Genomic DNA, 25,000 nt, shown 5'->3' with positions numbered 1-25,000 from the left:
TTATTTAAATGGCACAGTTCTCAAGACCATGGAGGAGCCCCTCTCAACAACTCTGCTGGCCATCTCCATGTTGATACTGGGACTAGTGATAGGGCTGGCGGCGGCGCTTACCGCATCTAGGCCCTCTGCCTCCCAGGCCCCGATAAAGGTGGCCGTGTACGGCCAAGGCGGCTCCGTAACAGTTACGATAACGCCGCCTTGTCAGCTCGCGATAAACTCCACCGGAATTTACAACACCTGTACAGGGCTTATCCAAAGGCTGAACGGATCACTCTACAACTTCACGATTGTCGTAGGCTGAAGCTCCAGTCGTGGCGCTCGACGCAGGGATCGAAGTCGAACGCGTCGGGCAGATCTGGCAAAACCTCGGTCCTCCCCCTGACCACCAGCTCGGCCAACCTCTTGGCCACGGCCGGCCCCACCATGCTGCCGTACCCGTCGAGGCCCCCGATGACGTATAGATTGTCGAACCTCCCCACCTTGCCCGCCAGCGGGCCGCCCGTCGGCGATCCCTCGCAGACGCCCGACTTGGCGTAGAGAGGCAGAGCCCAGCCAGCCCTCTTGGCTATAAGCCTCGCTATCTTAGACGCGTAGCCTCTCGGCGGATTTGAATAGGCCTTGCCGCAACCGTCTCCGGCTATGTAGAGCGGCCACGGGCCCGGCCTCCCATACCACGAAAGCACGTAGTCGCCGATGCTCAAGCCTCTTAACCACCCCGGCACTAGGAACGCCGCGGCGTAACACGAGTATGGCCTAAACGGTAGATCGACGCCGACGCGTAGGGCCAGCTCCCTGTTGTCAGCTCCGGCGGCCAGGATCACCACATCGGCGTCCACGCGCCCCCCGTCCACGACGAGGTAAACTCTCCTCCCTTCGGCGCCCAGCGCGGCCCTCTTGTCGGAGAACCCAAGCCTCCGCCTCAGCGAGGCGACGATCTTGCGTATAGGTATCAGATAGTCGGTGGTCACCACGACTATCTCGTCCCTCGCCAGCCTGAGCCCCCTAAATCTGTCCAGGACTTGATACTTGACGCCGGCCCTTCTCAAGCTACTTAGGTCGGCGTATGTCGGCATGATGTCTACTGAAATAACCGGCTTGATTGCGGCCATCTTCCTGTAAATCTCCAAGCTCTCCACGGCCATCTCCACGTCGCGCGGATCAGGCATCGACAATGTCAAGACCAACGACGTCAGCGGATACCTCAGCTCGCCGCCGAAGCCCACTACGTCGATTCCCGCCTCGCGTAGGAAATACGCGGTGAAGACCCCAGCTATGCCGCCTCCTACTACAGCCGCCTTCACGACCGCCGCGAGTTAGGCCTATAAATTTTTTGATCCTCATCTGGACAGTCATGAGAGTTAGGAAGAGGTGGGGGTCGTTACGGGTCAAGCTCATGCCCGACGCGTTAGAGCGGTATCGTTGCCTGGCGGTGGACGTCTTCTCGGTGGCCGCCTCGCTTAGGGACGAGGAGGAGCTGTTCAGAGGGTTCGCCGAGGCCGGCCTATCGGCTATCCTCGTGCTGGACGCTTGGAACGAGACCCAGCTCCCCTTAGCCAGGCGGTATCTGGAGCTCTGCGCCAAGTACGGGCTCGACTGCGTCCCCTCCGAACACAGACCTGCCGAGGAGGCGGCCGTGGAGCTGGCGTGTAGGGACAACTGCGCCGTGCTCACCAGAGACTACGACGCCCTGCGGAGGGCGTTGGAGCTCAACTGCGAGGTGCCCATATTGATAGTCAGGAGGGGGAGGGTATACAGAGCAGTGGAGGTTAAGCCTTAAAGCGACCCCGCATCAGTCGATGTGGATGAAGCGGAGGCGGAAAGGATAGCGGAGGGGCTCGGGGAGCTCGAGAGGAAGATACTGGCCCACATCTACGCGTACGGGCCCGACACGCCTTGGCTGATGGCGCGTCGGCTCCTCGGCGCGGCCGGCTGGGCGCCCGTGGTTCCCGAGGACGAGGTCGAGGCGGCATGTAAAAGGCTTGAGGAGCTAGGCCTCCTGGAGAGGTACAGAGGTAGCCTAAAAGGGCGCGTGACTTCATCGATAAAGCCGTGGCTCAAGGTTAAGCAGAGGAATCCGGAACGTAGAGGCTCCGGCATTTACTACGGCCTAACTAAGAAGGGCCGTTGGGTCGCCGGATACCTCTACAAGCGGTATTTCAGGTCAAGATCAAGCTGAGGAGCGCCATCCTCAGCGGGACGCCGTATGCGGCCTGCCTAAAATAGGCCGCGTGTCTCGTCCCATCCACGGAGGGATCCAGCTCGTCTACTCTGGGCAACGGGTGGAGCACTATTAGGCCGTCTTTAGCCCCCCTTAGGGACTCCGCAGTGAGCCTGTAGCTACCCCTAACTCTCTCGTACTCTAGGGGGTCCAAGAACCTCTCCTTCTGTATCCTGACGACGTAGAGAACGTCGAGCTCTCCCAACACCTCATCGAGCCGCGAGTAGAACTCGTAGCGGAGGCCTCTGGACTGTATATAGTCCAGAGTCTCCTGGCGCGGCCTCAAGAACTCGGGCGATATCAAGGCCACCTCGACGTCGAACAACGCGAGTCCCTCCAGCAACGAATTGACGGTCCTCGCGTACTTCAAGTCGCCCATCACGCCTATCCTCAACCCGTCCACCTTGCCTTTCTCCCGCCAGATCGTGTATAGGTCCAACATGGCCTGCGTGGGGTGGTTGAACGAGCCATCGCCGGCGTTTATGACCGGCGACTGCGCTATCTCGGCCGCAAGCTTGGCGGCGCCCTCAAGCTTGTGTCTCACCACGATCACGTCGGCGTAGGCGTCGAGCATCCTTATAGTGTCCGAAAACGTCTCGCCCTTCTCGACGCTGGTCCCCTCGGCGCTCGAGAAGCCGATGACATTCCCGCCGAGCCTCTTCATGGCCGTCTCGAAGCTGAGGCGGGTCCGTGTGGAGGGCTCGAAGAAGGCCACAGCCATGATTTTCCCCCTAAGCACGTCGAGGCCCGATCTGGCATATCGCTCCATCTCCCTCGCCTTCTCGAAGAGGACCTCCAGATCCTTCCTGGAGAAGTCCCGCATAGATACTACGTCTCTCCCTCGCCAGGACACTCACCATAAGGCAATTAAATTAAATATTGTCCTCTCGTCATGTATCCCGTAGTGGTAGCGCTCGACACGGATCTAAAGACAGCGTTGGAGGTTGCCAGATCGTTGCGGGACGAGGCGGCCGGCTATAAAGTGGGCTGGGATTTAGTCCTCGAGGCCGGCCTCGAGGCGGTGAGGACTATCTCGCGGCTGGGCCCCGTCGTGGTCGACCTCAAGCTGGCCGACGTCCCCCACATAGTCAAGCGCGTCGTGGACAAACTATCGTCCGCCGGCGCGTGTTGTGCCATAGCTCACGGATTCCTGTTGCCCAGCCTGGAGAGGGACGAGAGGCTCTACGTGCTGGTTAAGATGACTGTCGGCTCGCAGTACGACAGGCTGTGGAAGGAGCTGTTGGGCGAGGTCGTCGGCTTTCGGGGAGTCGTGGCGCCGGGCAACGAGCCCCAAGCAATCTCGGCGATTAGGTCCTCGCTTGGCTGCTCAACTAGGATAATATCGCCCGGCATAGGCGCCCAGGGAGGCAGGCCTGGAGACGCTATAAGGGCCGGCGCCGATTTCGAGATAGTTGGCAGATATCTTCTGGAGAACCCGGCCAGAGTGTCGGAGTGGGCTGGGCTCAGACCGCCGTGCGGGAACCCCCTCTAGGAGAGGGCCAGACGCCTGGCCGCGAGATCGTAGCGTCGTCTGTAGCTGACGTTGGCCGAGAAAGCCTGATAGTTCCAGTAAATGTGCACCCCTTATTCCATTCAAACGCTCTTACTCTCTACTTGAATTTGCTCAACGGTGCCTCTTCTTGCGGCTTCTCTCCCAATGACGTGTTTCAAGCGATTTCCGCTATCGGTCTGACGCGCGGCGATAGGCGGGGCGGCTCTGTCGCGAGACGGCCGGAGGTACGGGCGTCCATGCCGCAGGGACAACAGCCGCAAACCTCTTTTAAATAGGGCTGTATATATCGACGATGCCGTCCACTGAGCTGATTGTCAGCAAGATCGAGAACGGGACGGTTATCGACCATATACCTGCCGGCCGCGCCCTCGCAGTGTTGAGGATACTCGGCATAACCGGGCGCGAGGGGGTCAGAGTAGCCTTGGTTATGAACGTGGAGTCGAAGAAGTTGGGCAGGAAAGATATTGTCAAGATAGAGGGCAGGGAGCTGACGCCGGATGAGGTAGACGTGATCTCGGCGGTGGCCCCCACGGCCACTATAAATATAATAAAGAACTACGAGGTGGTTAAGAAGTACAAGGTAAGGCCGCCCCACGTCATTAGGGGCAAGTTCAAGTGCAGGAATCCAAACTGCATAACCAACCAACACAGAGAGCACGTAGTGACGTCGTTCGTCTTGGTGAAGGAGGAGCCGCCTACGTTCGCGTGCGAGTACTGCGGCAGGTACCACAGCTTGGAGGAGCTGGTCTGATCACTTAACTACGACTGTTTCCGGCGGCGGGATTTCGGGGTTCAGCTCCAGCGCCTTGTCGCCGTAGCCGCAGATAGGCGTGTCGTTGAGGGGCTGTGCCACTATCTGTCCCGTGACCTTTACGCCCTCTACCCAAACTATCCTCAACGGTATATACGTGTCGTGCATCCAGAAACACCAAGTCGAGTTCTTGCCGAAGAGGAACAACATGCCCACCGCGCCGACTCCTCTGGGGTCGTACGACGTCGAGTTCATGTAGCCTCTAGTCCATTTAGCCGGGGTGTCCGCCAGATATACGGTGTAGGGCGTCCCGTCTAGAAGAACGACGACGGTTCTAGAAAACGGGTCGTCGGATCGGGCCGCGTTGTGCGGGGCGGCGAGCGATATCGCGATCAGAGCAATGGCGAGCGCGACGAGCGCCCACGCCCATTTCCTCATACGCTGTGCGTCAAGTAGTCGATCCTCCCGCCGTCGACGACCAGCACCTGACCTGTGATGAACCTAGCCTCGTCGGACGCAAGGAAGGCCACGGCCTTGGCTATATCGCTTGGGATCGCTACGGAGCGTAGGGCGGTTCTGTTGACTATATCGGACTTGGCCCTCTCCACCTCCTCGCGGGTTCTGCCTCTTGTGGTTAGGTCCGTCTCTATCCAGCTGGGCGCCACCGCGTTGACCCTGATGCCGTAAGGGGCGAGGTCGAACGCGAGTCTTCTAGTCAGCATAATCACAGCGGCCTTAGTCACCGCGTAGTACGTGGTGTTCGTCAAGGCCGTGCCGAGGCCGGCTATCGACGCTATGTTTATTACCACGCCTCTGCTCCTCTTCAGGTAGGGCAACGCCTCCAACGTGACGTATATAGGCCCCTTAACGTTGATATACCACATCTTGTCGAAGCGCTCCTCGTCGAGTTGCTCGAACGGCATCAGCTCCATGACGCCGGCGTTGTTTACGACTATATCCAGTCCGCCGAAGGTGCGCACTACGTCCTCCACCATCTTTTTGATCTCCTGCCTCTTCGAGACGTCGGCCTTGAAGATCTCGGCGCCTTCGCCAAGCTCCCTCCTCAACGCCTCAGCGGCCTCTCTAGAGGAGTTGTAGTTTATAGCCACGCGCGCCCCCCGCGAGCGGAGCTCTCTGGCTATGGCGGCGCCGATGCCCCTCGAGGCGCCCGTAACCAACGCGACCTTGCCCGACAAGCTCATGTAGCATATCGTTACTGGCATTTTTAAGCGTGGCCACTTCGGCGGATCCTCTATGTGCGAAATATTAAAAATACGCGCGGGGCCTTTGCCGATGGCCGAGGTAAGTCCTAGGCGGTACTGGTCGGCAGCCGTCTCGACTATGTTGATCTGGGGTCTTGAATACTACGACATAATACTGTTCTCAAGCCTCGCTACGGTTTTCCAGAAGCTCTTCTTTCCCGAGAAGACCCAGTTGCTGGCGGCCGTGACCACTTGGGGCGCCTTCGCCGTCACCTATCTGGCGAGGCCTCTAGGCGCGGTTATCTTCGGCCATATAGGCGATAGGTACGGCAGGAGGACGTCGACCGTGCTCGACGCGCTTGCTGTGGGAGTGGCCGGGCTCGCCATAGGCCTTCTCCCGACGTACCAAGACATCGGCATCGCGGCCCCCGTAGCCCTATATCTGCTGAGGACCGTGCAGGGGCTCGGTATAGGCGGCGAGGCCGGCGGCGGCGCCACTTGGGCCCTCGAGCTGACGCCGAAGAACATGCGGCCGTACGTCAACGGCGTTATGTACTCCGGCCTCTCTTGGGCGGTCTTCCTCACGTCAGCCATGACGTTGTGGGCCAGGAGCTTCTTCGGCGCCGAGGGCTTCACGGCGGTCGGGTGGAGGGTCTTGTACATAGTTGGCGTGGTGCCCGCGCTCATAGCCTTGGCCATAAGGGTCTTCGGGTCAGAGTCGCGCGAGTGGCTGGAGGCGGCGCGCAGAGGCAAGATAGTCAAAGCACCTATAGCTAAAATATGGAGTTACTGGATTAATTTTGTTATATTAATATTAATAAATCTAGGACTTACATTATATTACTATGGAGGGTCTGGTTATTGGACATATATAATGCCGAATATAGTGGCGCCTAAGCTCGGCCTAAGTAAAGACCTTGCGTACAGCTTCTCGCTGGAGCTCGCCATGTACGGCGGCCTTGGCGCTGTCGTAGGCGAGTTGCTGAGCGGTTTCCTGATATCGGCGGTGGGAGTGAGGCGTGCCTTTATCCCTCCCTCCCTTGGCCTTCTCGCCGTGGCGCCTCTCGCGGCGTACCTCGCCTTCTCCCTAAATAGCTACGCGGTTTACGCCTCCTTTGCGATGGGCCTATTCTTCGGCCTCGCCGCGGCGCCTCAGACCCTTTACTTCGTCGAGCTGTTCCCGACCGAGGTCAGATGGACGGCGGTGTCGCTGGGCTGGAACATAAACGCATTGCTAGGCCCTCTGGGCTCCCTCGCGGCCCTGCTCCTCATAATGGAGGCTCCGGCGTCTGTAGTTTCCATAGCTATATACGGCTCCCTAGTCGCTCTGGCCAGCGCCCTGCTCACGATAGCCGGAGCGCTCATAAGGCCGAGAAGCTATTAATTAGAGCCCTATTTTTTCCAATGAGGGATCTTAAGAGGAAATTCGGCGATAGGTTCATAGACGATCCGGCTTTCCTTTCTCTCTACTCCCGCGAGGCCTCGTTCGAGGAGGCCTCGGCGAAGCCTCTAGGGGTGGTCTTCCCCACCTCCGAGGAGGAGGTTCTGTGGCTGGTCAGATGGGCCTACGAGACCGAGACGCCTATATTTTCCCAGGGCTCGGCCACGAGCCTCTCCGGCAACACCGTGGTGACTAGGCCGGGCATCGTGGTCAGCTTCGAGCGCATGAATAAAATCGTCGAGGTGAACCCCACGGACTCCTACGCAGTCGTCCAGCCCGGCTTGAGGCTTGAGGAGCTGAACGTGGAGTTGTCTAGGTACGGCGTGTTCTTCCCCGTAGATCCAGGCTCGGTGAGGTCGGCCACGGTGGGCGGCGCGATAGCCAACGGCGCTGGCGGAATGCGCGGCGCCAAGTACGGCACTATGAGGGATTGGGTGCTCGGGCTAAGGGCCGTCACGGGTAGGGGCGACCTCCTGGAGATGGGTTGCAGGACGCTTAAGTGCAGAAACGGCTACGACCTAGTCAGGCTCTTCGTGGGTAGCGAGGGCACGTTGGGCCTCGTCACCGAGGCCGTCTTGAGGATAGCCCCTATGCCTGAGTCCGCGGCGGCCGTCCTGGCCTATTATGACAGCCTTGAGACTTTAGTCGAGGACGTAGTGCGGGTTAGGTCGGCGAGGATATGGCCTTTATTCGCCGAGTTCCTAGGCCCGGCCGAGTCGAAGGAGGTGGGCCTCGAGGAGAGGTATACCCTTTTCTTGGGGGTGGACGTCAATAGAGGCGCCGAGAGGGACATGTTGGGTAGGCTTAGGGGGATTGTCAGAGGCGCCGTAGCCGAGGAGGCCGTTGGCCTAGACCGCTCGATGGAGTTGCTGGAGCCCCGCCGCAAACTGTTCAGCGCACAGGTGGCGTTGATGCAGAGGCAGTTGGGTAGCGAGGGGCTATTGATAATAGAGGATATAGTCGTGCCCGTCTCGAAGCTACCTGAGGCCGTCCGACGCGTGGTCGAGCTCGCGAATAGGATGGAGATCCCGCTCTCGCTGGGAGGACACGTAGGCGACGGCAACTTGCACCCCACTACGTGGTTCAGGAAAGGGGACCTAGAGGGCGCCAGGCGGGCGAAGGCCTTCATCGAGGGGATAGGGAAGATAGCGATAGGCCTGGGGGGCAGCGTCTCGGCGGAGCACGGCATAGGCACCTTGAAACGGGATCTGTTGAAGATGGAGCTGACGCCCACGGCGATAGAGTACATGAAGGCGCTCAAGTCGGTGTTTGACCCCAAGGGGATATTGAACCCCGGCAAGATATTATGACGGAGAAGTGGCAGGAGCTGTTCCGGAGAGCCGCCGAGGGGGCCCTGGCGCGCGTAGACGACGCGCTCAAGACGCACGGATATCTAAGGCAGTTAGCCGAGAGGGTCAGAGAGGCCCGCCTAGAGGTGTTGAACAACCTGGACTACTACATAGAGGCCACCAAGAAGGCCGTCGAGAGCATAGGGGGGAGGGCCTACCTCGCGGATACCGCCGAAGACGCCAGAGAGATAGTGGGCAAGATCGTGGGCAGGGGCAAGGTGGTGGTGTTCGGAAAATCCAACACGGCGCTCGAGGTCGGGCTCAGAGAATATCTGGCCGAGATGGGCAACGAGGTATGGGAGACCGACCTAGGCGAGTTCATCGTGCAGATCGGCGATGATAGGCCCTCCAACATGATAGCGCCTGCGCTACACCTCAGCAGAGGCGACGTGGCCAAGCTGTTTAGAGAACGGCTGGGCCTAGACGTAGGCGACGACCCGTCGAAGCTGGCCGCGGCCGCCGGGGACTTCCTGAGGGCTAAGTTCGCCAAGGCCGATGTGGGGATAACCGGGGCCAACGCGATCGCCGCAGATACCGGGGCAGTGGTGAACGTGGAGAACGAAGGCAATATACGGAAGGCGACTGTGATGCCCCCCGTCCACATAGTGGTGGCGGGCGTCGAGAAGATAGTGCCGACGCTAGTCGACGCGGTGAGCCAGGCAATCGTGCAGGCCGCATACCACGGGCTATTTCCGCCCACCTATCTCGAGGTGTCGGCAGGCCCCTCGTCCACCGGCGATATAGAGCTGGTGCGCGTGAGGCCTGCGCAGGGGCCTAGAGAATTCCACTTAGTCCTAGTGGACAATGGCAGGAGGGCGGCCGCGAAGGATCCCGTTATGAGAGAGGCGTTGTTGTGCATAAGATGTGTCCGGTGCGGCTTCGTGTGTCCCGTCTATAGGGCGGTGGGCCGCGAATTCGGCGACCCGCCGTACGTGGGACCTGTAGGCGTCATGTGGCTGGCGGTAACTCGCGGGATAGAGGCCGCCGGCCCCTCCGCCGTTAAGTGCGCCCATGCCGGCAACTGCAGGGAGGTATGTCCTATGAAGATAAATATACCAGAAATTATACATTATATAAAGTCGAGTTACCTAAGCAAGAAAACTAAATAAGTCTAGAGAAGACAAATCATCGGCGGAGTGTTTAAATATAGGAGAGCTAAGGAGGTATATGGTAGGCGAGATCTCTATAGAGCAGGCGATTCTTTTAGGCATCATCGTGGTCATAGCAGTCGCAGTTGGTTGGTACATGTACACGACGTTTATAGCATCGGTCCAGTCCGGCAGCAAGATACTCATATCACAAGCGACGATAGACCCCTCGGGCAACCTACAGCTGGTGCTCTCCAATACAGGTCCGGCGTCTGTCGCGGTCATAATAGGGGTCTATATCGGCAACACGCCCTGCACCCCTACGTCAGCCACAGGCCCTGCGAGCATCAGCGGTACTAAAGTATCCGTAAGCACCGGCGGCGCGGCAACTCTGACCTACAGCTGTAAGGGCTTCTCCGGAGTGCCCGGCACAACGGCACAAGGATACCTGGTGCTCTCAACAGGCGCTACGTTTCCTTTCACCGCCTCAGTGACCTAACCCTTTTAGCTCGCTACGAGAAATTCTTGGCCGAATCGCGCGCAGCCTCGACTATCTCAAGGGCAAGCGGCATATAATCGGCGAGCTCGCCTAACGTGCCTTTTTCAATCTTCAGTTTGCCCAGAGGCACGGCCGCAAATGGCGACAGTCTGCCTTCCATTATCCTTAAGAGATCTTCGTACCTAGCCGAGAGCGTGTACCTAGAGATTATCTTCCCCTGGAGCAGTTTCGCCTCTATACAACGCCCGTTCTCGAACCTGAAGTAGAGAGTTATGTGGCCGCTGGGTTCCCAAGGCACCTCGGTCGCCACTATGGAGAGCTCCGGCGGGGCTTTTTCTGCAGATATGCTTCTGCAGACCTCGGCCAGCCAATCCTGGGTTGGCCTAAACGCCGAGCTGTTTGAGGGCATATCTGGCGGCCTCCTCGGCGTTCTCGGCCTTCACGACGGCCATGAAGCCGGATTGGTGTTTGAAGATCACCGCGTCTCCTGACAGCTTCCTGAAGTCTATCCTGTCCTTATGTCTGTCGGGCCTCCAGAGGGAGTAGGCGCCCGGATTCCTGATGTCCTTGACCACGACTATAACTGGCTCGTCCTCCCTCAACAGAGAGAGGTCCAGCAACGCGTTCCAGAGAGCCGTCGGCGGGACGTTGTCGTCGACCGCCACAGCCCTTATGCCGCCCTCGACTACGGCATAGCGCCTGCCCTCGACGGTCCTTATGGCTCTTATGCTGTCGTCGAAGTATCTGGCCAAGCCCTTGGCGACATACTCGGCGAGCTGGGGCACGGCCAGCACCGCGTGTGCGGCGAAGTCGACGCCGAAGCCCACCTTTTGGGCCTCTTGGCTCAACGAGGTCGAGACCACGTCGTTGGCCGCCTGTCTCATGAGCCTCAGCTGGGCCAGAGTCCTCGGGAACTTCTCGGCGTCTACGTCTATGGACTGCGCTATGGAGTAGGCTTTGGAATAGTCGGAGAAGTCCTCCACGTCGAAGTCGGCGACTGCGGCCTCGGCCACCAGTTCGAGGAACTTGACGTCGTCGTATTTCCCCCTTGACGTCATCCCGAAGTAGGCGGATAGCCCTTGGTTGAGAGACGCGCCGTAGATCCCAAGCCACTTCTTGGCCGCTATGGCGCCGAACCTATCCACCAGATCGGCCGCCGTAAACAACATGGATACGCGGGGCCTAGGCCTCATCCCCAAGGCCTCGACGGTCTGTGTAAGGGACGACGGGAGCTCGACGTACTCAGGCTCGCCGTTTGGGGCGTGGTGGTCTAACACGGCGACGACGCCGGCGGACTTGAGCTGGTCGTAGTACCTATAGCCTATATCTGCGTATACGACAGGCATCCCCCCGCGGGCTATCTCTAACAGTTCGTCCGCCTGGCCCAGTCTGTAGACCTCCTCTGCGCCGGCGCCATATAGCAGAGCGGCCGCTATGGTGTCGTCTGCGTGCGCTGTGCCGTTGTGGACCACCACTCTAAAACGGCGGCTCGCGATTATTGTCCTAGCCGCCTCGACCTCCCTCCGATACCTCTCTATTATGTCCACGCGCTAAAACGGCTTTATATTTAAGTCTCCTCTATCCCGAACGTCTGCATCTTCTTTAACTCCTCGAGCACTTCCCCCAGCTTAGTCATTACATCTAGGTGGTTCTGCTTGATGACTGGGGGTAGCTCGTTGAGCCTCTGGATGCCTCTGGCCAGCTCATCCAGGGAGTTCCTGATATCGTCGAGCTTGGCCGAGATCAGATAGAGAGAGGCTATGAGGAGCTCGTCGGCGCTTACCTTCTTGTTCTTGGATATCTTGTCGATGACAGGGGCAGCCGCGCTCCTCACCAGAGTATCGAGCTTGGCCCGCAACGCCTCGTCCATAGGATACTACCTCAGTTGAAATTTATAATCATTCACTATTTTAGGCAATATGGCTACCGTGGTTACCTAATATCTAGCTCCACGCGGCGCCTCAACGCATCGATAACATCTCTCCTGATAGGTCCCCTGAGGCTTTTCCTGTAAATCACGACTTTCTTAGGCGCTACTACGTGTTTGGCTAGGGCCTTTAAGGCTAGATCGGCCGTCGCCACATCCTTGTGTATTATATGGCCGACGTCCATTGCGCCGTTTAGGACCTCGGAGGTGAGGAGGGAGTAGTGGAGATCGCCCACCGACATGACGGGCTGGGCCTCGGCCCTATCGCCGAACTGTGGGAGCTCTCTGAGGGCAGACGCCAGGGCCCTCAAAGCCCTTGGATCTCCCCATTCCCTCTCGGTGCTCCCTACCTCTATAAAGGTCACGCTGACATCCTCTGTGTTGGGCGCGTGGTGGGTGGCCTCTAGAGCGCAGTCGAAGCCCTCCGGCTTCTCTGAACAGATCCTCCTGAAGAGCCAGGACTTGAGCGAGGCGTGCGCCACCGAGAGCGACGGAGCGACGCCCGGCGTGTGGGCGGTCAGCATAGGCCTCGGTCTCGCCATCTCGTGGCGAGACGGCACCACCAGATGCGACACGCCCAGCTTCTTGAGCTCGTCTTCGGGAGGCGGCTCGACGGAATCTCCGTCATAGAACAACACGAGCAAGTCCCCCATCCTCGCCGTCGATAGGTAGGAGGCGCCGGGAGATCCGGCCAGCCCGAGCTCCCTCGCCACGCCCTTGGCGACGGGATCTCTGGATATGGCTACTGCTATCACGGGGTCAAGACGGCTCTCCCTAGCACCCTACCCGCCTCCATGTCCTCATGTGCCTTCACGGCCTCGGAGAGCTTGTACTCGGTGTATACCGGGGCGATCAAGCCTCGCCTCAAGAGATCCAAGCCCTCGTAGACATCCCACGGCTTGTAGGCCATGTGGCCCAAGACGGCTATCTGCCTCAATATTATGAGGGCTGGGCTGAGGTACGCCCTCTCGCCGGTCACGTTTCCTATGAGGACCACTATGCCGTTTCTTTTGGCAAGCCTTATGGAGGTCTCTATAGTGGGCGAGCCTACCGTGTCGAAGACCACGTCGAAGTCCTTCATGCCTTCCTGGTATATCCCTATGCCGAGAGAGCCGTACGCCTTAGCCTTGTCGGCCGACCTAGTGGATATGTAGACCTCTGCTCCCCTGAGCTTGGCCACTTGGGCCAGATAGAGCCCGGTCCCCCCGCCGCCGACTACCAAGACCTTTCTGCCGTCGACGTCTACCCTTCTGACCGCGGCTATGGCCGTCGGTATCACGTCGGTGGCCAACACAGCGGCGCGGGGATCGACGCCGTGGAACGGATAGACGAAGTGGGAGGGGAGCACCACGTACTCCGAGTACGTCCCGTCTCTATGTTCGCCCAAATACTGCGCGTTTCTGCAGAGGTTCTCGAGGCCTCTCCGGCAATAGTCGCAAGTCCCGTCGTACATGGCGGGGGCCACAAACACCCTCTGCCCCACAAGATCCCTATCGACGCCTGGCCCCACGTCCACGACCTTGCCGACGCCCTCGTGGCCTGGTATCACGGGAAGCCTCACGTGGGGGAAGGCCCCCTTCCTCACGACGAGATCCCTCCCGCAGACGCCTGCGGCCTCTACCTTCACCAACACTTCCCCCTTGCCGGGCCTCGGGTCCTCGAGGTCCTCCAGCCGCAACGCCTCGGAAGGCTTGCCGAACCTAACAAGCCTAACGGCCCTCATATCGCGCGCCGGGGCTGTTACACGTACAGCTCCTCTCGGCCTTAGCTCTGGCGAGGGCCTCGGAGGGCGGCAAGCCCTCAGCCACGTATTTCTCGAAGTCGTACTCTGTCGTGTATCCCATTTTCCTCAACTCCAAAGCCGCTTTCAATATATCCCAGTCGTGCTTATAGATCAAGGCCGCGATCTCGTTAATCGAGATGACGGCGCTTGGCTTGAAGCGGAGGAAGATGGGCGTGAACACGTCGATATACGCGCTTCTTGAACCGCCTCTGATGGCGACCTCGCCGAACTCGCCTCTAAGGGCCCTTAGTATATTCCGGGAGGCCTCGGTGACGCATTTAGAGGCGAGCTCGGCGAGAATTCCGGAGTCGGAGGGGTCTAGGGCGTAGTATCCCAGAAAGCCGCCGTTGGCCAAAATAGTAGAAACCCGGCTGACCAAGTAGTCTCTGCCCAGCTCCCCGTCGGCGCCGAGGCCCACGACGGCGACTTCCACATCGACGCCGAGGTCCTCGGCTCTCTTCAACACGGCGAGAGAGTACGAGTCGGCCAGCGGCGAGTGTAGCTCGGGCTCGCAGCCGCAGGCAAGCACGTCGCCGCCTACGTCGACCCCAATTATCTTGTCGAACCTAGACGTCAGAGCCTCGGCGACGAGGCTCGGAGGCGCGTCGGGCGAGATCGCATATACCCGCCGCCCTAACACGGACGACACGCAGGCGCCTTGCGGTGTTATGATCCTGCCGCGCCTGACTGCACGGGCGTCGGGCCCTATGAGGAATAGAGGGTTGTCGCCCTCGGCGCCGAGGAAATCCTTGCGGAGGAGGGGCCCCGGCTCGGGGTCGACGACGTAGCGCTCCCAAGGCAACAGCCCGGCCTCAGCCCCCAGCTTAACCGCTAGGACAGCCGCGCTTACGATATCCCCTCCGCCGCCTATGGCGAGGACAAGCCTCATTTAAGCCCTCTGAGGAGCTCCACGTAGGCCTTGGCCACGTCGACGACTTGCCCGATCTCGACGTACTCGTCGGGCGCGTGTGCGGTGAACTCGGGCCCGGGCCCGTAGGTCACTGTGGGTATGCCGCGCCTTATGAAGAACCTCGCGTCTAGGCCGCCGATACATACAGTCTTCCTCGGAGTCCTTCCAAGCGCCTTCGCCACGGCCCCCTCGAGCGCCCTCGTCAGCGGGTGGTCCGGCGGCACCACCGCGGCCTCGGATTGGTTTATCACCTTCACCTCGACTCTGTAGTCCAGCCCAGCCGCGGCGCTCTTTATGAACTCCTCCACCTCCTTCTTGACCTCCTCGACGCTTTCCTCCGGTATGAGGCGTCTGTCGAGCGTGAAGGCGAAGTAGCCGGGGACCACGTTGGCCTTGACAGATCCCCTCACCTCGCCCCCCATGGTGAGGGTGGGCACGGCGCCTCTGGGATCCTCGAACTCGTACCTACTCCGCTTGGCGGAGAGCCTCGGGATATAGCTCTCCAAGATCTTGTTGGCTATCTTCACGGCGCCCTCGAAGGCGTTGAGCCCCAGCCACGGCGTCGAGCCGTGGACCTGTTTCCCGTAGACCTCCACCAAGAACCAGACGAGGCCTCTATGGCCTATCCAGATGTTGTCTACGCCTGAGCCCTCTGCTATGATCGCCCAAGGCGCCTTGATCTTGCCTGATTCGGCCAGATAGCCGGCCCCCGACTCGCCGCCTATCTCCTCGTCGGGCACAAACGACACCTCGAAGTTCTTCAACCCCTCCCTTATTGCCATCTCGGCGGCTAAGGCTATCGCGGTCAATCCCCCCTTCATGTCCACGGCCCCCCTCCCGTACAGCCTCCCGTTGACGTAGCGGGGCTCAAAGGGCTTGGCGACGGTCCAAGCGGACTCGGGGCCCGGGGGCACCACGTCGTAGTGGCCGTTGAAGTGCACCTTGGGCTCGCCTATCCTGGCGAGGAGGATATATCTGGGATGATCGACGCATTCGGGACAAGCTCTAGCCACGACGGGCTTCGGCACCTCCACCACCTCGACGTCCATGCCGAGCCCCTTGAAGTACCTCTCGGCGAAATCGACAAAGTCCTTGTACCTCTCCCCGGGCGGATTTATAGTCGGTATCCTGACCATTTGGGACAGCAGTTCAACGGCTTTGTTCTCCATACAGCTGGCCTAAGAGCACTATATTAATAATAATTGTCAGCGTTACATGGGGACGGCGAACCGAAATAGGCCGTATCGCTTACGATCTACGGCCTTCTTCGACTAATAGTCGCGCCGAATTCGGTCAGATACCTTGTGTTAGAGAACCGGCTTGAGATCCTATGGCGCGTGAATGAGGCAGATCTTAATGCCGGGCGCAGTACGGCTTGATGTACTTAAACACGTCGCTCAGCCTCGGCCTGTCCTTATAGAGGACGACGTAATGGGGGAGGTCCTTCCAAGTGGCTAGGGCCAGCCTCTCGTCGACTAGGACGAGTAGCGGTATCTTGGCCGCCGCCAGCTTCTCGTACTTCCTGGCTATGTAGTCGGGGGTCCAGAAGCCCACTATCTCGACGTAGAGATCGCCTATCTTAAAGTCCGGTATGAATACTCTGTTGCCCACCACCAAGGCCTCCGGCTCCCTCTGCACCGCGCACAGCCTGGAGACGTTTCTGTAGAACTCCTCCTCCGCGGTGCTGTCGAACTGCGGCGGCTCTATATCCCTATGCGCCAGTCTGGGGGCGCTGGACTTGGCCTCGACGAATTTATAGACCTTGCCATATAGGCCTATGTCGGCCTCTATACGCCAGTCGTCGGCCGAGATGACGTACGGTACAAGCTTGGCGAGCCTGGTCCCGTAGCGCTCGGTCTGCTTGATCGCGGAGACCGGCCCGTCTATATCGAGCCTTATCCCGTCCCCGGCGCGCTCGGCGACGTACATCAAGCCGAGGCCCTTAAGCGCCCTCACGAGCTCCTTCACGCGGGCCCCGTCGGCGACTACGTACGCGGCCATGCGCCTGGATCTGAACAGTAGCGTCTGTATCAACGACGTGTTGTACAACGCGGCCAGCTCCTCGGCGGATATGTCGGGCCCCCGTACGATAACCAGCTCGTCTTCGTGTATCTTAGCGAGCGCGGCCTCGACAGCCTCGGGGGGTATCTTGAGGCGCGAGGCCACGGCCTCTACTACTCGCCTCCTGCCCTCTTCGTCGACGACCGGATATGCCTTAGCCGCCTCGCGGAAGACCTCGAGCCTAATCTTAGTCAAGAGCCTTCTGTCGACTTCCTCGAGCGCTATCGTCCTCTCGACTATGTGGGCCAGCCCTCTGGCGAGCTTCGGCTCAAACGGCGCGTCCTCCACCTTGGCTCTAGCCTCCGCGAGCCTCATGCCGGGCTTGTATGCGCCGAGCACGTATTCGGCAGGCCACAGCTCTCTCAAATACCTCGGCGACACCTGATCCCCCCGTCTGCTGGCCCTCAACAACTCCAGCGGTATCACGACACCCCTCTACGCCTCCTCCTAGACATGTCGACCTCTCTCGTCCTCGCGGTTATCACCTCGTAGATCTTGGCCTTGTGGGGCTTTAGCCTTAAGGCCCTCCCTATCCTCTGTATATACTGTCTGCTGGAGGACGTGCCTCCGAGTATCACCACCACGTCGACGTCGGGCACGTCCACCCCCTCGTCGAGCACTCTGCCGGTGACCAGCGCCCTCACCTCGCCTCTCCTGAACATCTCCATGACCAGTTCACGCTCCTGGTCGGGCACGTCGTACGTCACCTCGGGTATCAGATAGCGCCGGGACACCTCCCGGGCCAGCGCAGTGTATTCCGTGAAGATGAGGACCTTGCCGTCCGGGTGCTTCTTTAGTATGTCCGCGACGGCGTCCACCTTGCCCTTGCTCTCGAACAAGATCCTCCTCATCTCGTGCCAAGCCTCCAAGGCGCGGCGCGCCTCCGCGCTTCTGCCGGCCAACATGACGAGCTTGCCGAAGTCGGAGGGCGACTTGAACCTAAGACCCTTGGCCCTTATATAGTCTTTGTAGATCTTCTCCAGCTCCTTGTACCGCCTCATCTCCTCCTCGGAGAGCCCCACCTTCACTACCTCCACGTCGAACTCCGCCAGATATTTGCCGGCCGCCTCTGAGATGGCCATCTTGTAGATCACGGGGCCCACGAGCTCTGGCAAAAATAGGTGCAGATCGTCTGCCCTCTCCGGCGTGGCCGTCAGGCCTAGCCTATAGGGAGCCGGCGAGAGCTCCGCTATCTGTCTGTAGGACTCGGAGGGGAGGTGATGGACCTCGTCGAACACGAGCAGGGGATACCTATTGCCCAAGTGCTCCACCGCCACGTATGCCGAGTCGTAGGTGGTCACAGTTATGCAGAGCTCTCTCTTCTCCTCGCCGTACCAGACGCCCACGCGTCCCGGGAAGTATTCCGAGAGCCTCCTCTCCCACTGCCTCAAGAGCTCTATGGTCGGCACGACCACCAGCGTAGACTGTCCCAGCCTGGCTATCGCCTCTATCGCCACGTAGGTCTTCCCGGCGCCTGTGGGCATGACGACTACGCCCCTCTTGCCCCTCAGCCAACTGCTCAACGCCTCCTCTTGGTACGGCCTCAGGGCCGGCCTCTTCGCCGCCTCGACCGATCTACATATGGGCGATAACACGCCGTCCTCATACCCAACCCCCAACGAGTCCAGCACGGCCTTGATCTTGTAGTAGTACATGCCGAGAGCTCTATATTTACCCACTCTGTTATCGAATTTTATAAACGAGAGGGATCTGACTTGCGCCGGCACTTCTCCCGACAACACCACGGTGCCTCTGTCCCAGACCAAGTATAGCACGTCCTTTACATAATACCCCATATATAGGGCTTCCGCGCCAGCGCACGCCCCAGCGAGGGGCTATAAATACCCCAATAGGGCTTGATGTGAAGATGCAGTTCAAGAACGTCGTGCTCGGCGGGACCTTCGACACGCTCCACTCGGGCCACGTGAAGTTGCTCGCTACGGCCTCGCTAATAGGTGAGGAGATCTTGATAGGCCTTACCAGCGACTCGTTCGCCTCCACGTATAAGCAATACAACGTGAGGCCTTTCGCCGTGAGGCTGGCGAACCTCAAGTCGCTCATGAGCTTGATCGCGCCCGAGAGGAAAATAGAATACGCCGCGATAAACGACCCCTACGGGCCCGCAGTGACGAGGCCGGATCTTGAGGCCATTGTGGTCAGTAGAGAGACCTTGCCCAGAGGCCTCCAGATAAACGACGAGAGGGTCAAGAGAGGCCTTAGGCCTATGGACGTCGTGATGATAACCACCGTGAAGGACGGCTACGGCAACATCCTATCCTCCACGTTCATAAGAAGGGTGCTCGGCATCAAGTGAGCTTGAGTGAGGCCAGCTCTCTATAGACATCGAGCGCTCTGTCGCAGTCCCCGACGCAGAGGGTCGGGCCTCCGAGCAGATCTATCCTGGCGTAATTGGCGGCCTCTCTTCTCAAGAAGTCGAAGACGTTCACGTATATTATATCGCTGTGGTTGAAGTCCTTAAACACCACAAGGTAGTTGTAGGCGACCGACCACGCGTCGTAGGGATCCGGCCTGGCCCTAACCCCGTACTGCAACAGATCTATCCTAGGAGGCTTCGACTCGACTCTGGCGAGCCTCTTGGCGATCTCGGCGGCGAAGCCGACGGCGGCGTCGTCGACGTCGTCGTCGAGGGGGCTGTGGTAGACGTTCCAGATATCTTCCAAGGAGGATATGGTGACTGCGGGGAGGCCCGCCGTCTCGTAGTGGAGCGAGTCGAAGTCGGCGTGCGGGCGATCGACGGGTAGAAGCCCCCTGACGGTCTCCTCCATGTAGGGCATGACGTACGCCTTCGGGGATCCGCGGCCGATCACGTCTAGGTTTATCAACAGCTTAGGCCGCCATCTGCTGAAGTAGGCGAGGGAGCCCCATGCCCAGTAGAGCGAGGGCACGTGGGGACCCACGCCCTCCTCTGCCGTGAAGAGGCCGAGGGCTATGGGGTAGTCCTCCGCCACCAGCTCGAGAAACGCCATGATTGCGGCCTCCACACCCCCGCAGTTGTCGGCGGCGCCAGCTAGCCAATGGTCGTAGTGGGCGGATATCATGGGCGTGTCCTCGAAGGAGTTCATGGCGATGACGTTGTAGCTGAAGGCCGTCTTGGCCTCCACGTCTATGTCCAGCGAGGCCCTCTTGCCTAGAGCTCTTCCGATCTCCGACGGAGCGCTGGCCGCAGATATGGGCGGAGGAGCGGCGTCGTACTTGAACCCGAACTCGTCGGTGACCACGATCCTCCTCAGAGGGTCGCCGTAGAGCACGAGGGCCGAGGCGCCGCGCCTAGCCGCCTTTATCAAGAGATATTTGGCGTCGTTGACGTCTTGCGGAAACGGCGCAAGCGCGATATTGCCCTCGACGTCGCCGTCGAGCTCCACGAGCCTGCCCTCGTATGTTCCCGGCCTCGAGTACGGCATCGCCAGAATCTGGTACCTCTTCCCGTCGACCTCGATGCTCGAGCCGCGGTCTCTCCAGTAAAGCACCTCCACCGGCGAGAAGTGCAACCATATGTTGGGTATGTCGAGGATCGAGGCGATGAAGCCCAAGAAATCTCTCTCCTCAGGGGATCCGGCCGCCAGATCTCTATACTCCATACACTTCCTGGCCAAATCTCCCACGGACCTATTGAAAGAGCCATTTTTATAGTAGGCCCCGGCCTGGCGATAAGTTTAAAATTGTAGATATCTGTCGTCCTAGGCGAGAGGGCTGATCGTTGACGACATGAACCCGGTATGATCGGTGACGATCCCGCCTATTTGAAATGTTCGCTTATCGCCTCCCAATCGTCCTTGCTCAAGCGCCAGCCCATGGCGCCTGCGTTCTCTCTGACGTGGTCCTTATTGCCGGCCTTGGGGATCGGCACAACGGTCCCCAGTCCGATGTACCAGTTGAGCGCAACTTGTACGGCCGTCTTGCCGTACTTCCTTCCTATCTCGGACAAGAGCTGGTCGTGCGCCAGAACGCCCTTCTCTATCGGCGTGTAGGCTAGGTATAACAACCCCTCCCTCTCGGCGTACGGTATGACCGAGTGCTCGTCCGCTCTGTATTTCAAGCTGTATCTGTTCTCCACGGCGGCTACATCGTACTTCTTAGCGCAACTCCTCGCCTCCTCTATCCCCTTCACGTTGAAGTTGCTGAGTCCCCAGAATCTCGCATACCCTTTATTAATCGCCTCCTCAAAGGCCTTCACCGTCTCGCATATGGGCACCGAGTCGCTAGGCCAGTGGAGCAGTATCAAGTCGGCGTAGGTGCCGAGCCTCCTGACGCTGGCCTCAACCGACCTCAACGCGTCGTCGTATTTGGCGTGGTTAGGCCACACCTTGGTCACTATGAACAGCTCGTCTCTCTTGAAGCCCTTGGCCGCCCGCCCCACCAGCTCCTCGCTGTGGCCTCCGCCGTACATCTCCGCGGTGTCGATGAGTGTCATGCCGAGCTCAATGCCGAGCTCGAGGGCCTCGACCCAGCCCTCGTCGTTGCTGTAGTCGGAGGTCCAGAAGCCTCCTCCCATGCCCCAAGTGCCCATCCCCACCGCCGAGACGCACCCGACGGACTTCACGCACTTGACGTCCCTAGCCATAATGTTCTCGACCTCCGTAAATAAAAACTAAGCAGATGCCAGGACGACGCCCGCCAGCACTAAGGCGAATCCGGCCCCCGAACGCGCGTCTAGCCTCTCCCCCAACTTCCAATACGTGATCGCTTGGGTTAGGGCAGGCGAAAGCGCCGTCAGTATCGTCGGCACCGCCACGCCTATATAGTATGTAGATAGTATGAACAGAGGGCCGCCTATGCCGTAGCTGAGGACGCCGGCTGTGAATATTCTGGGGCTGATCCTCGGCCTCCGCCGCCTGACTGCCTCTAGCGCCCCCGTAGCCAGGAACAGGACCAGTGCTCTGACGAAGGTGAAGCTCCAGGGATCTACCGAGGTCGTCGCGGCGCCTAGAGCTAGGAACGAGACCGCGTAGAACACGGCGGAGAGAAGCGCGAGGGCGAACCCCTTGGCGGATCCCCTCCTCGCCTTCATTATTAGGTAGAGCCCGGCCATCGCCAGCGAGCTCGCGGCTATGTACCGCCCCGATATGCCCTCAAACGGCGCCGCCAGCGCGGGAACCAACACTATGTAGGCGTAGGAGACCAGGTTGGCGAGGCCCACCTCCGCGTACCTAAGCGAGAGGAGATATACGTAGGTGCCTAGGACTGGGCCGAATATGGAGAACGCGGCGCCGTAGAGCCAAGCTTGGGGCGATAGGTTCAGTCCCAACGCGGCCAGCGGAATCGCCGACAGCGTCGCGGCGAGAGCTATCGAGAATAGGTCGTCGAGGGCGCTCTCAGTCGCCCCCGTCTTGTAGAGGAAGGGGCCTATCGCCCACAAGACAGACGCCGCGGTCGCCAGAGCTACTCCCAGCCACATACCGCCGTCATATCTCTTTTGTTGTCTACGTCTATCAAGATCCCTGGATCGTCTACCTCGACTCCTATGGACTTGGACGCGCCCATTATGGCCCGGATCCCTATATCGCCCTGTATATCGAGGACCTTAGGGAGCACCGAGCGGCGTATTAGGACCGGGTTCCCCCTTACGCCTCCGTAGGTGGGATACACTATGTCTGCCGCATCGCCGTGGGCCAGAAGCCTTCTGTAGGTATCGGGCCTCACTAGCGGCATATCGCCAAGCGCGATTATATACCGCTTGAAAAACGGCGCGGAGATTAGAGCCGCCTTGAGGCTCGTGCTTAGGCCCAATCCATACCAGGGGTTGTAGACGAAGGCTACGTCGAGTCCCCTCCGCTCTATGGCCGTGCGGACGGCCTCGGCGTTGTGGCCCACCACGACGTAGACGGGGCCTACGCCGGCCGCCGTAGCTGATTTGACCGACCTGACGACCACAGGCTCGCCGCAGATGTCCGCGAGTAGCTTAAACCCGTCGAATCTTCTGGACTCGCCCGCCGCGAGCACCACCACGGCCGTGCTCATTCAGACGAGCTCCTGCAGGTTTGCCGTAACTTTCTCGACGATAGATCTCGCGGCGGCGTCGACTATCGGTTTCCCAAGCGCCGAGATGAGACCGCGCGCGTTTCCTTGGAAGACCCACCGCACTTCAGACCCTTCTCTGAAGAAGCTTATAGTGAAGTCGACGACGCTCTGAAGGCCGTTGGCGGTCCCCACGACCGTCGCCCTATCTTCCTGCACCTCAGAGTATCTGAACTTGACGTCCATGGCGCCCTTAAGGCTCCCGACGCCTATAGACATCTTGGCCCTGTACCACTCTCCTTCCTTCGTCACGGCGGTCACGCCGGGGAAGGCCTTGCCGACAGCTTCGGGATCGAGCAACTTGCCGAAGTTCGAGGGGTCCCTTAGCCTGAGCCTTCCCTCATACCTCAGCTCCATGGGCTATCGCCTGGCGGGGGCTAAATATTGCTAACGGACTACGCGCGGGGGACGATTAATATATAGGATCTATAACTGCTATGGCGGTTAAAATAAAGATAAGGTCGTCTAAGTGGTATGAAGGCCTCGACAACGCCTCCCATAGATCGTATCTCAGGGCCGTGGGCTTCTCGGACGAGGACTTCTCGAAGCCTCTAATGGCCGTAGTGGCGGCCTGGAGCGAGATAGGGCCTTGCAACTACCACACCCTAGAGCTTGCTAAATATGTCAAGGAAGGAGTGAAGGAGGCCGGCGGCGTTGCCTTGACGGCGCCGACGATAGTGGTGAACGACGGCATAAATATGGGGACTCCCGGCATGAGGTACTCGCTCATAAGCAGAGACCTAATAGCGGACAGCATAGAGGCCCAGCTGAACTCCCACGGAGTGGACGGTTGGGTGGGGATAGGCGGGTGCGACAAGACCCAGCCGGGCATAATGATGGCCATGGTGAGGCTGAATCTGCCCGCTGTATATCTATACGGAGGAACGGCCGAGGCGGGCTGGCTGGGCGAGCAGGAGCTCACGGTCGAGGACGTCTTCGAGGCCGTCGGCGCTGTGTCGGCCGGCAAGATGACCGAGGAGGATCTGAGGCGGTACGAGTACGAAGTCTTCCCGACTTACGGCACTTGCCAAGGCCTCTTCACAGCCAACACTATGGCCATGCTGGGGGAGGCCCTCGGACTCTCCTTGCTGGGCTCCGCATCGCCGCCGGCCACTACGGGCAGACGGAGAGCCTATGCGGTAGAGTCCGGCAGGGCTTTGTTGAGAGTTGCGGAGCTCGGCATAAGGCCTAGGCATATCGTGACCTACGACGCTATATACAACGCGGCCGTCACGCTGTTCGCCACTGCGGGCTCCACAAACGCCATACTGCACTTGCTGGCCATAGCCCACGAGGCGGGGGTGAGCTTCACGCTTAAGGATTTCGACGAGATCAGCAAGAAGGTGCCCGTGATAGCGGCTCTGAGGCCTGCCGGGCCCTACGCCATGCAGGATCTCGACAGAATAGGCGGGGTGCCGCGCATACTGAAGAAACTATACAAGGCAGGTCTGCTGAGGCCCGAAGCCGTGACAGTAGAAGGCGAGCCTCTGGGCAAACTTCTGGACAGATGGCAACCGCCGGCGGTGCCCGAGTCGGGCATCCTGTACGACGTAGAGAAGCCGTATAAGCCCTACTCGGGCATAAGGATACTCTGGGGCAATTTAGCCCCTAACGGGGCCGTGATGAAGATCGGAGCCGCCGGCGCCTTGAGGTTCGAGGGGAAGGCTTTGCCCTTCGACGACGAGGCGGAGGCGTTCAAGGCGGTGACGCGAGGCGAGGTCAAGCCCGGCCACGTCGTGGTGATAAGGTACGTGGGCCCCAAGGGCGCTCCGGGCATGCCGGAGATGCTTAAAGTGACGGCGGCCATAGTAGGCGCCGGGTTGGGCGAATCCGTCGCGTTGGTGACGGACGGCCGCTTCTCCGGAGCCACGAGGGGCATAATGGTGGGCCACGTGGCGCCGGAGGCCGCCGTGGGAGGGCCGATAGCCCTCGTCCAGCAGGGCGATAGGGTCGTAATAGATGGAGAGGCCGGCTTGCTCAAGCTAGACGTACCCGACGAGGAGCTCGAGCGCCGCAGGAAGTCGTGGAGCCCGCCTAAGCCGAACTACGCCGGCGGCCTCCTGGCCAAATACGCCGCGTTGGTGCAACAAGCCGATAAAGGCGCGGTGACAACTCCCTCGCCGCTATACGTCGACTATTGAAGGCTCCAGGGCCGTTAGTCTTCGCAGCGCGTTTTTATTGCGACGATCGTCGATCAACGTTGTGTTATATAGGGCTCTTTT

At 59.8% G+C, this 25,000-nt stretch carries 29 protein-coding genes; 11 read left to right on the top strand and 18 right to left on the bottom strand.

Features of this window, described 5'->3' with window-relative positions; translation table 11 throughout:
* Positions 1-28: 28 nt before the first annotated feature.
* The gene (locus TUZN_RS02095) at positions 29-301 is read left to right on the top strand and encodes a hypothetical protein (protein ID WP_013679271.1); all 273 of its coding nucleotides are present in this window, start codon (positions 29-31) and stop codon (positions 299-301) included.
* Here the strand turns inward: TUZN_RS02095 and TUZN_RS02090 are convergent.
* On the bottom strand, positions 282-1,301 hold the full coding sequence (locus tag TUZN_RS02090; protein ID WP_013679270.1) for an NAD(P)/FAD-dependent oxidoreductase: 1,020 nt from the start codon (positions 1,299-1,301) through the stop codon (positions 282-284). The two genes, TUZN_RS02095 and TUZN_RS02090, sit on opposite strands and share 20 nt — an antisense overlap.
* Before the next feature lie 50 nt (positions 1,302-1,351).
* On the opposite strand from TUZN_RS02090, the gene TUZN_RS02085 reads away from it, so the two are divergent.
* A complete protein-coding gene (locus TUZN_RS02085) occupies positions 1,352-1,777 on the top strand; it encodes a hypothetical protein (protein WP_013679269.1) in 426 nt (141 codons plus the stop codon).
* Between the two features lie 21 nt (positions 1,778-1,798).
* On the top strand, positions 1,799-2,176 hold the full coding sequence (locus TUZN_RS02080) for a hypothetical protein (protein WP_013679268.1): 378 nt from the start codon (positions 1,799-1,801) through the stop codon (positions 2,174-2,176).
* Here the strand turns inward: TUZN_RS02080 and pyrB are convergent.
* Complete coding sequence (gene pyrB, locus TUZN_RS02075; protein ID WP_013679267.1) at positions 2,157-3,071, bottom strand: aspartate carbamoyltransferase; 915 nt, start codon at positions 3,069-3,071, stop codon at positions 2,157-2,159. The genes TUZN_RS02080 and pyrB overlap by 20 nt on opposite strands.
* 39 nt (positions 3,072-3,110) lie before the next feature.
* Here pyrB and TUZN_RS02070 point away from each other — a divergent pair, with 39 nt between their 5' ends.
* Together TUZN_RS02070 and pyrI are read left to right on the top strand one after the other, a co-directional pair.
* Positions 3,111-3,710, top strand: coding sequence for an orotidine 5'-phosphate decarboxylase / HUMPS family protein (locus tag TUZN_RS02070; protein WP_013679266.1), 600 nt, complete (start codon positions 3,111-3,113; stop codon positions 3,708-3,710).
* A gap of 313 nt (positions 3,711-4,023) precedes the next feature.
* Entirely contained in the window at positions 4,024-4,482 is a 459-nt protein-coding gene (gene pyrI, locus TUZN_RS02065; protein WP_013679265.1) for an aspartate carbamoyltransferase regulatory subunit, read from the top strand.
* Here pyrI and TUZN_RS02060 read toward each other — a convergent pair whose 3' ends face one another.
* Positions 4,483-4,920, bottom strand: coding sequence for a DUF192 domain-containing protein (locus TUZN_RS02060; protein ID WP_013679264.1), 438 nt, complete (start codon positions 4,918-4,920; stop codon positions 4,483-4,485).
* Positions 4,917-5,684, bottom strand: a complete 768-nt coding sequence (locus TUZN_RS02055) for a glucose 1-dehydrogenase (RefSeq protein WP_013679263.1) — start codon at positions 5,682-5,684, stop codon at positions 4,917-4,919. The genes TUZN_RS02060 and TUZN_RS02055 overlap by 4 nt, the downstream gene beginning before the upstream one ends.
* 91 nt (positions 5,685-5,775) lie before the next feature.
* Between TUZN_RS02055 and TUZN_RS02050 the strand changes: the two genes are divergently transcribed.
* Genes TUZN_RS02050 through TUZN_RS02035 form a run of 4 tightly spaced genes read left to right on the top strand, consistent with a single transcriptional unit; the run spans position 5,776 to position 10,061 of the window.
* Entirely contained in the window at positions 5,776-7,068 is a 1,293-nt protein-coding gene (locus TUZN_RS02050) for an MFS transporter (RefSeq protein ID WP_013679262.1), read from the top strand.
* A gap of 20 nt (positions 7,069-7,088) precedes the next feature.
* Positions 7,089-8,435 carry an FAD-binding oxidoreductase gene (locus TUZN_RS02045; RefSeq protein ID WP_013679261.1) on the top strand — a complete coding sequence of 449 codons (1,347 nt, stop codon included), beginning with the start codon at positions 7,089-7,091 and terminating at the stop codon, positions 8,433-8,435.
* Entirely contained in the window at positions 8,432-9,583 is a 1,152-nt protein-coding gene (locus TUZN_RS02040; RefSeq protein WP_013679260.1) for an LUD domain-containing protein, read from the top strand. The genes TUZN_RS02045 and TUZN_RS02040 overlap by 4 nt, the downstream gene beginning before the upstream one ends.
* Positions 9,584-9,641: 58 nt before the next feature.
* On the top strand, positions 9,642-10,061 hold the full coding sequence (locus TUZN_RS02035; RefSeq protein ID WP_013679259.1) for a hypothetical protein: 420 nt from the start codon (positions 9,642-9,644) through the stop codon (positions 10,059-10,061).
* A 13-nt stretch (positions 10,062-10,074) separates the two neighbouring features.
* Here TUZN_RS02035 and TUZN_RS02030 read toward each other — a convergent pair whose 3' ends face one another.
* From TUZN_RS02030 to TUZN_RS01990, 9 genes are all read right to left on the bottom strand, one after another.
* On the bottom strand, positions 10,075-10,470 hold the full coding sequence (locus TUZN_RS02030; protein WP_013679258.1) for a hypothetical protein: 396 nt from the start codon (positions 10,468-10,470) through the stop codon (positions 10,075-10,077).
* A complete protein-coding gene (locus TUZN_RS02025; protein ID WP_013679257.1) occupies positions 10,445-11,608 on the bottom strand; it encodes a hypothetical protein in 1,164 nt (387 codons plus the stop codon). Before TUZN_RS02025 ends, TUZN_RS02030 begins: the two co-directional genes overlap by 26 nt.
* A 20-nt stretch (positions 11,609-11,628) precedes the next feature.
* Complete coding sequence (locus tag TUZN_RS02020; RefSeq protein ID WP_013679256.1) at positions 11,629-11,931, bottom strand: hypothetical protein; 303 nt, start codon at positions 11,929-11,931, stop codon at positions 11,629-11,631.
* A 62-nt stretch (positions 11,932-11,993) separates the two neighbouring features.
* Positions 11,994-12,743 (bottom strand): D-aminoacyl-tRNA deacylase, encoded by a 750-nt coding sequence (locus tag TUZN_RS02015; protein WP_013679255.1) that lies wholly within the window; start codon positions 12,741-12,743, stop codon positions 11,994-11,996.
* Positions 12,740-13,711, bottom strand: a complete 972-nt coding sequence (locus tag TUZN_RS02010; RefSeq protein ID WP_013679254.1) for an alcohol dehydrogenase catalytic domain-containing protein — start codon at positions 13,709-13,711, stop codon at positions 12,740-12,742. Before TUZN_RS02010 ends, TUZN_RS02015 begins: the two co-directional genes overlap by 4 nt.
* A complete protein-coding gene (locus TUZN_RS02005; protein ID WP_013679253.1) occupies positions 13,698-14,660 on the bottom strand; it encodes a DUF1152 domain-containing protein in 963 nt (320 codons plus the stop codon). Before TUZN_RS02005 ends, TUZN_RS02010 begins: the two co-directional genes overlap by 14 nt.
* Positions 14,657-15,850, bottom strand: coding sequence for a M20 family metallopeptidase (locus TUZN_RS02000; RefSeq protein WP_013679252.1), 1,194 nt, complete (start codon positions 15,848-15,850; stop codon positions 14,657-14,659). Before TUZN_RS02000 ends, TUZN_RS02005 begins: the two co-directional genes overlap by 4 nt.
* A gap of 184 nt (positions 15,851-16,034) precedes the next feature.
* On the bottom strand, positions 16,035-17,168 hold the full coding sequence (locus TUZN_RS01995) for a DUF790 family protein (RefSeq protein WP_013679251.1): 1,134 nt from the start codon (positions 17,166-17,168) through the stop codon (positions 16,035-16,037).
* A complete protein-coding gene (locus TUZN_RS01990; RefSeq protein ID WP_013679250.1) occupies positions 17,165-18,538 on the bottom strand; it encodes a DEAD/DEAH box helicase family protein in 1,374 nt (457 codons plus the stop codon). The genes TUZN_RS01995 and TUZN_RS01990 overlap by 4 nt, the downstream gene beginning before the upstream one ends.
* 65 nt (positions 18,539-18,603) lie before the next feature.
* Here TUZN_RS01990 and TUZN_RS01985 point away from each other — a divergent pair, with 65 nt between their 5' ends.
* Positions 18,604-19,056 carry a phosphopantetheine adenylyltransferase gene (locus TUZN_RS01985; RefSeq protein WP_013679249.1) on the top strand — a complete coding sequence of 151 codons (453 nt, stop codon included), beginning with the start codon at positions 18,604-18,606 and terminating at the stop codon, positions 19,054-19,056.
* On the opposite strand, the gene TUZN_RS01980 is transcribed toward TUZN_RS01985, so the two are convergent.
* From TUZN_RS01980 to TUZN_RS01960, 5 genes are all read right to left on the bottom strand, one after another.
* Positions 19,049-20,365 carry a M28 family peptidase gene (locus TUZN_RS01980; RefSeq protein ID WP_013679248.1) on the bottom strand — a complete coding sequence of 439 codons (1,317 nt, stop codon included), beginning with the start codon at positions 20,363-20,365 and terminating at the stop codon, positions 19,049-19,051. The genes TUZN_RS01985 and TUZN_RS01980 overlap by 8 nt on opposite strands.
* A gap of 134 nt (positions 20,366-20,499) precedes the next feature.
* Positions 20,500-21,324 (bottom strand): aldo/keto reductase, encoded by an 825-nt coding sequence (locus TUZN_RS01975; protein WP_013679247.1) that lies wholly within the window; start codon positions 21,322-21,324, stop codon positions 20,500-20,502.
* A gap of 27 nt (positions 21,325-21,351) precedes the next feature.
* On the bottom strand, positions 21,352-22,158 hold the full coding sequence (locus tag TUZN_RS01970) for a DMT family transporter (RefSeq protein WP_013679246.1): 807 nt from the start codon (positions 22,156-22,158) through the stop codon (positions 21,352-21,354).
* Positions 22,143-22,721 (bottom strand): nucleotidyltransferase family protein, encoded by a 579-nt coding sequence (locus tag TUZN_RS01965; protein WP_013679245.1) that lies wholly within the window; start codon positions 22,719-22,721, stop codon positions 22,143-22,145. The genes TUZN_RS01970 and TUZN_RS01965 overlap by 16 nt, the downstream gene beginning before the upstream one ends.
* Positions 22,722-23,135, bottom strand: coding sequence for an SRPBCC family protein (locus TUZN_RS01960; protein ID WP_013679244.1), 414 nt, complete (start codon positions 23,133-23,135; stop codon positions 22,722-22,724).
* 80 nt (positions 23,136-23,215) lie between these two features.
* Between TUZN_RS01960 and ilvD the strand changes: the two genes are divergently transcribed.
* Complete coding sequence (ilvD, locus tag TUZN_RS01955; RefSeq protein ID WP_013679243.1) at positions 23,216-24,919, top strand: dihydroxy-acid dehydratase; 1,704 nt, start codon at positions 23,216-23,218, stop codon at positions 24,917-24,919.
* Positions 24,920-25,000 lie beyond the last annotated feature (81 nt).

Origin of the sequence: Thermoproteus uzoniensis 768-20 (assembly GCF_000193375.1) — an archaeon.
Taxonomy (GTDB): domain Archaea; phylum Thermoproteota; class Thermoprotei; order Thermoproteales; family Thermoproteaceae; genus Thermoproteus; species Thermoproteus uzoniensis_A.
Note: the sequence above shows the minus strand (reverse complement) of the source record. Positions and strands in the feature narration are given on the sequence as shown.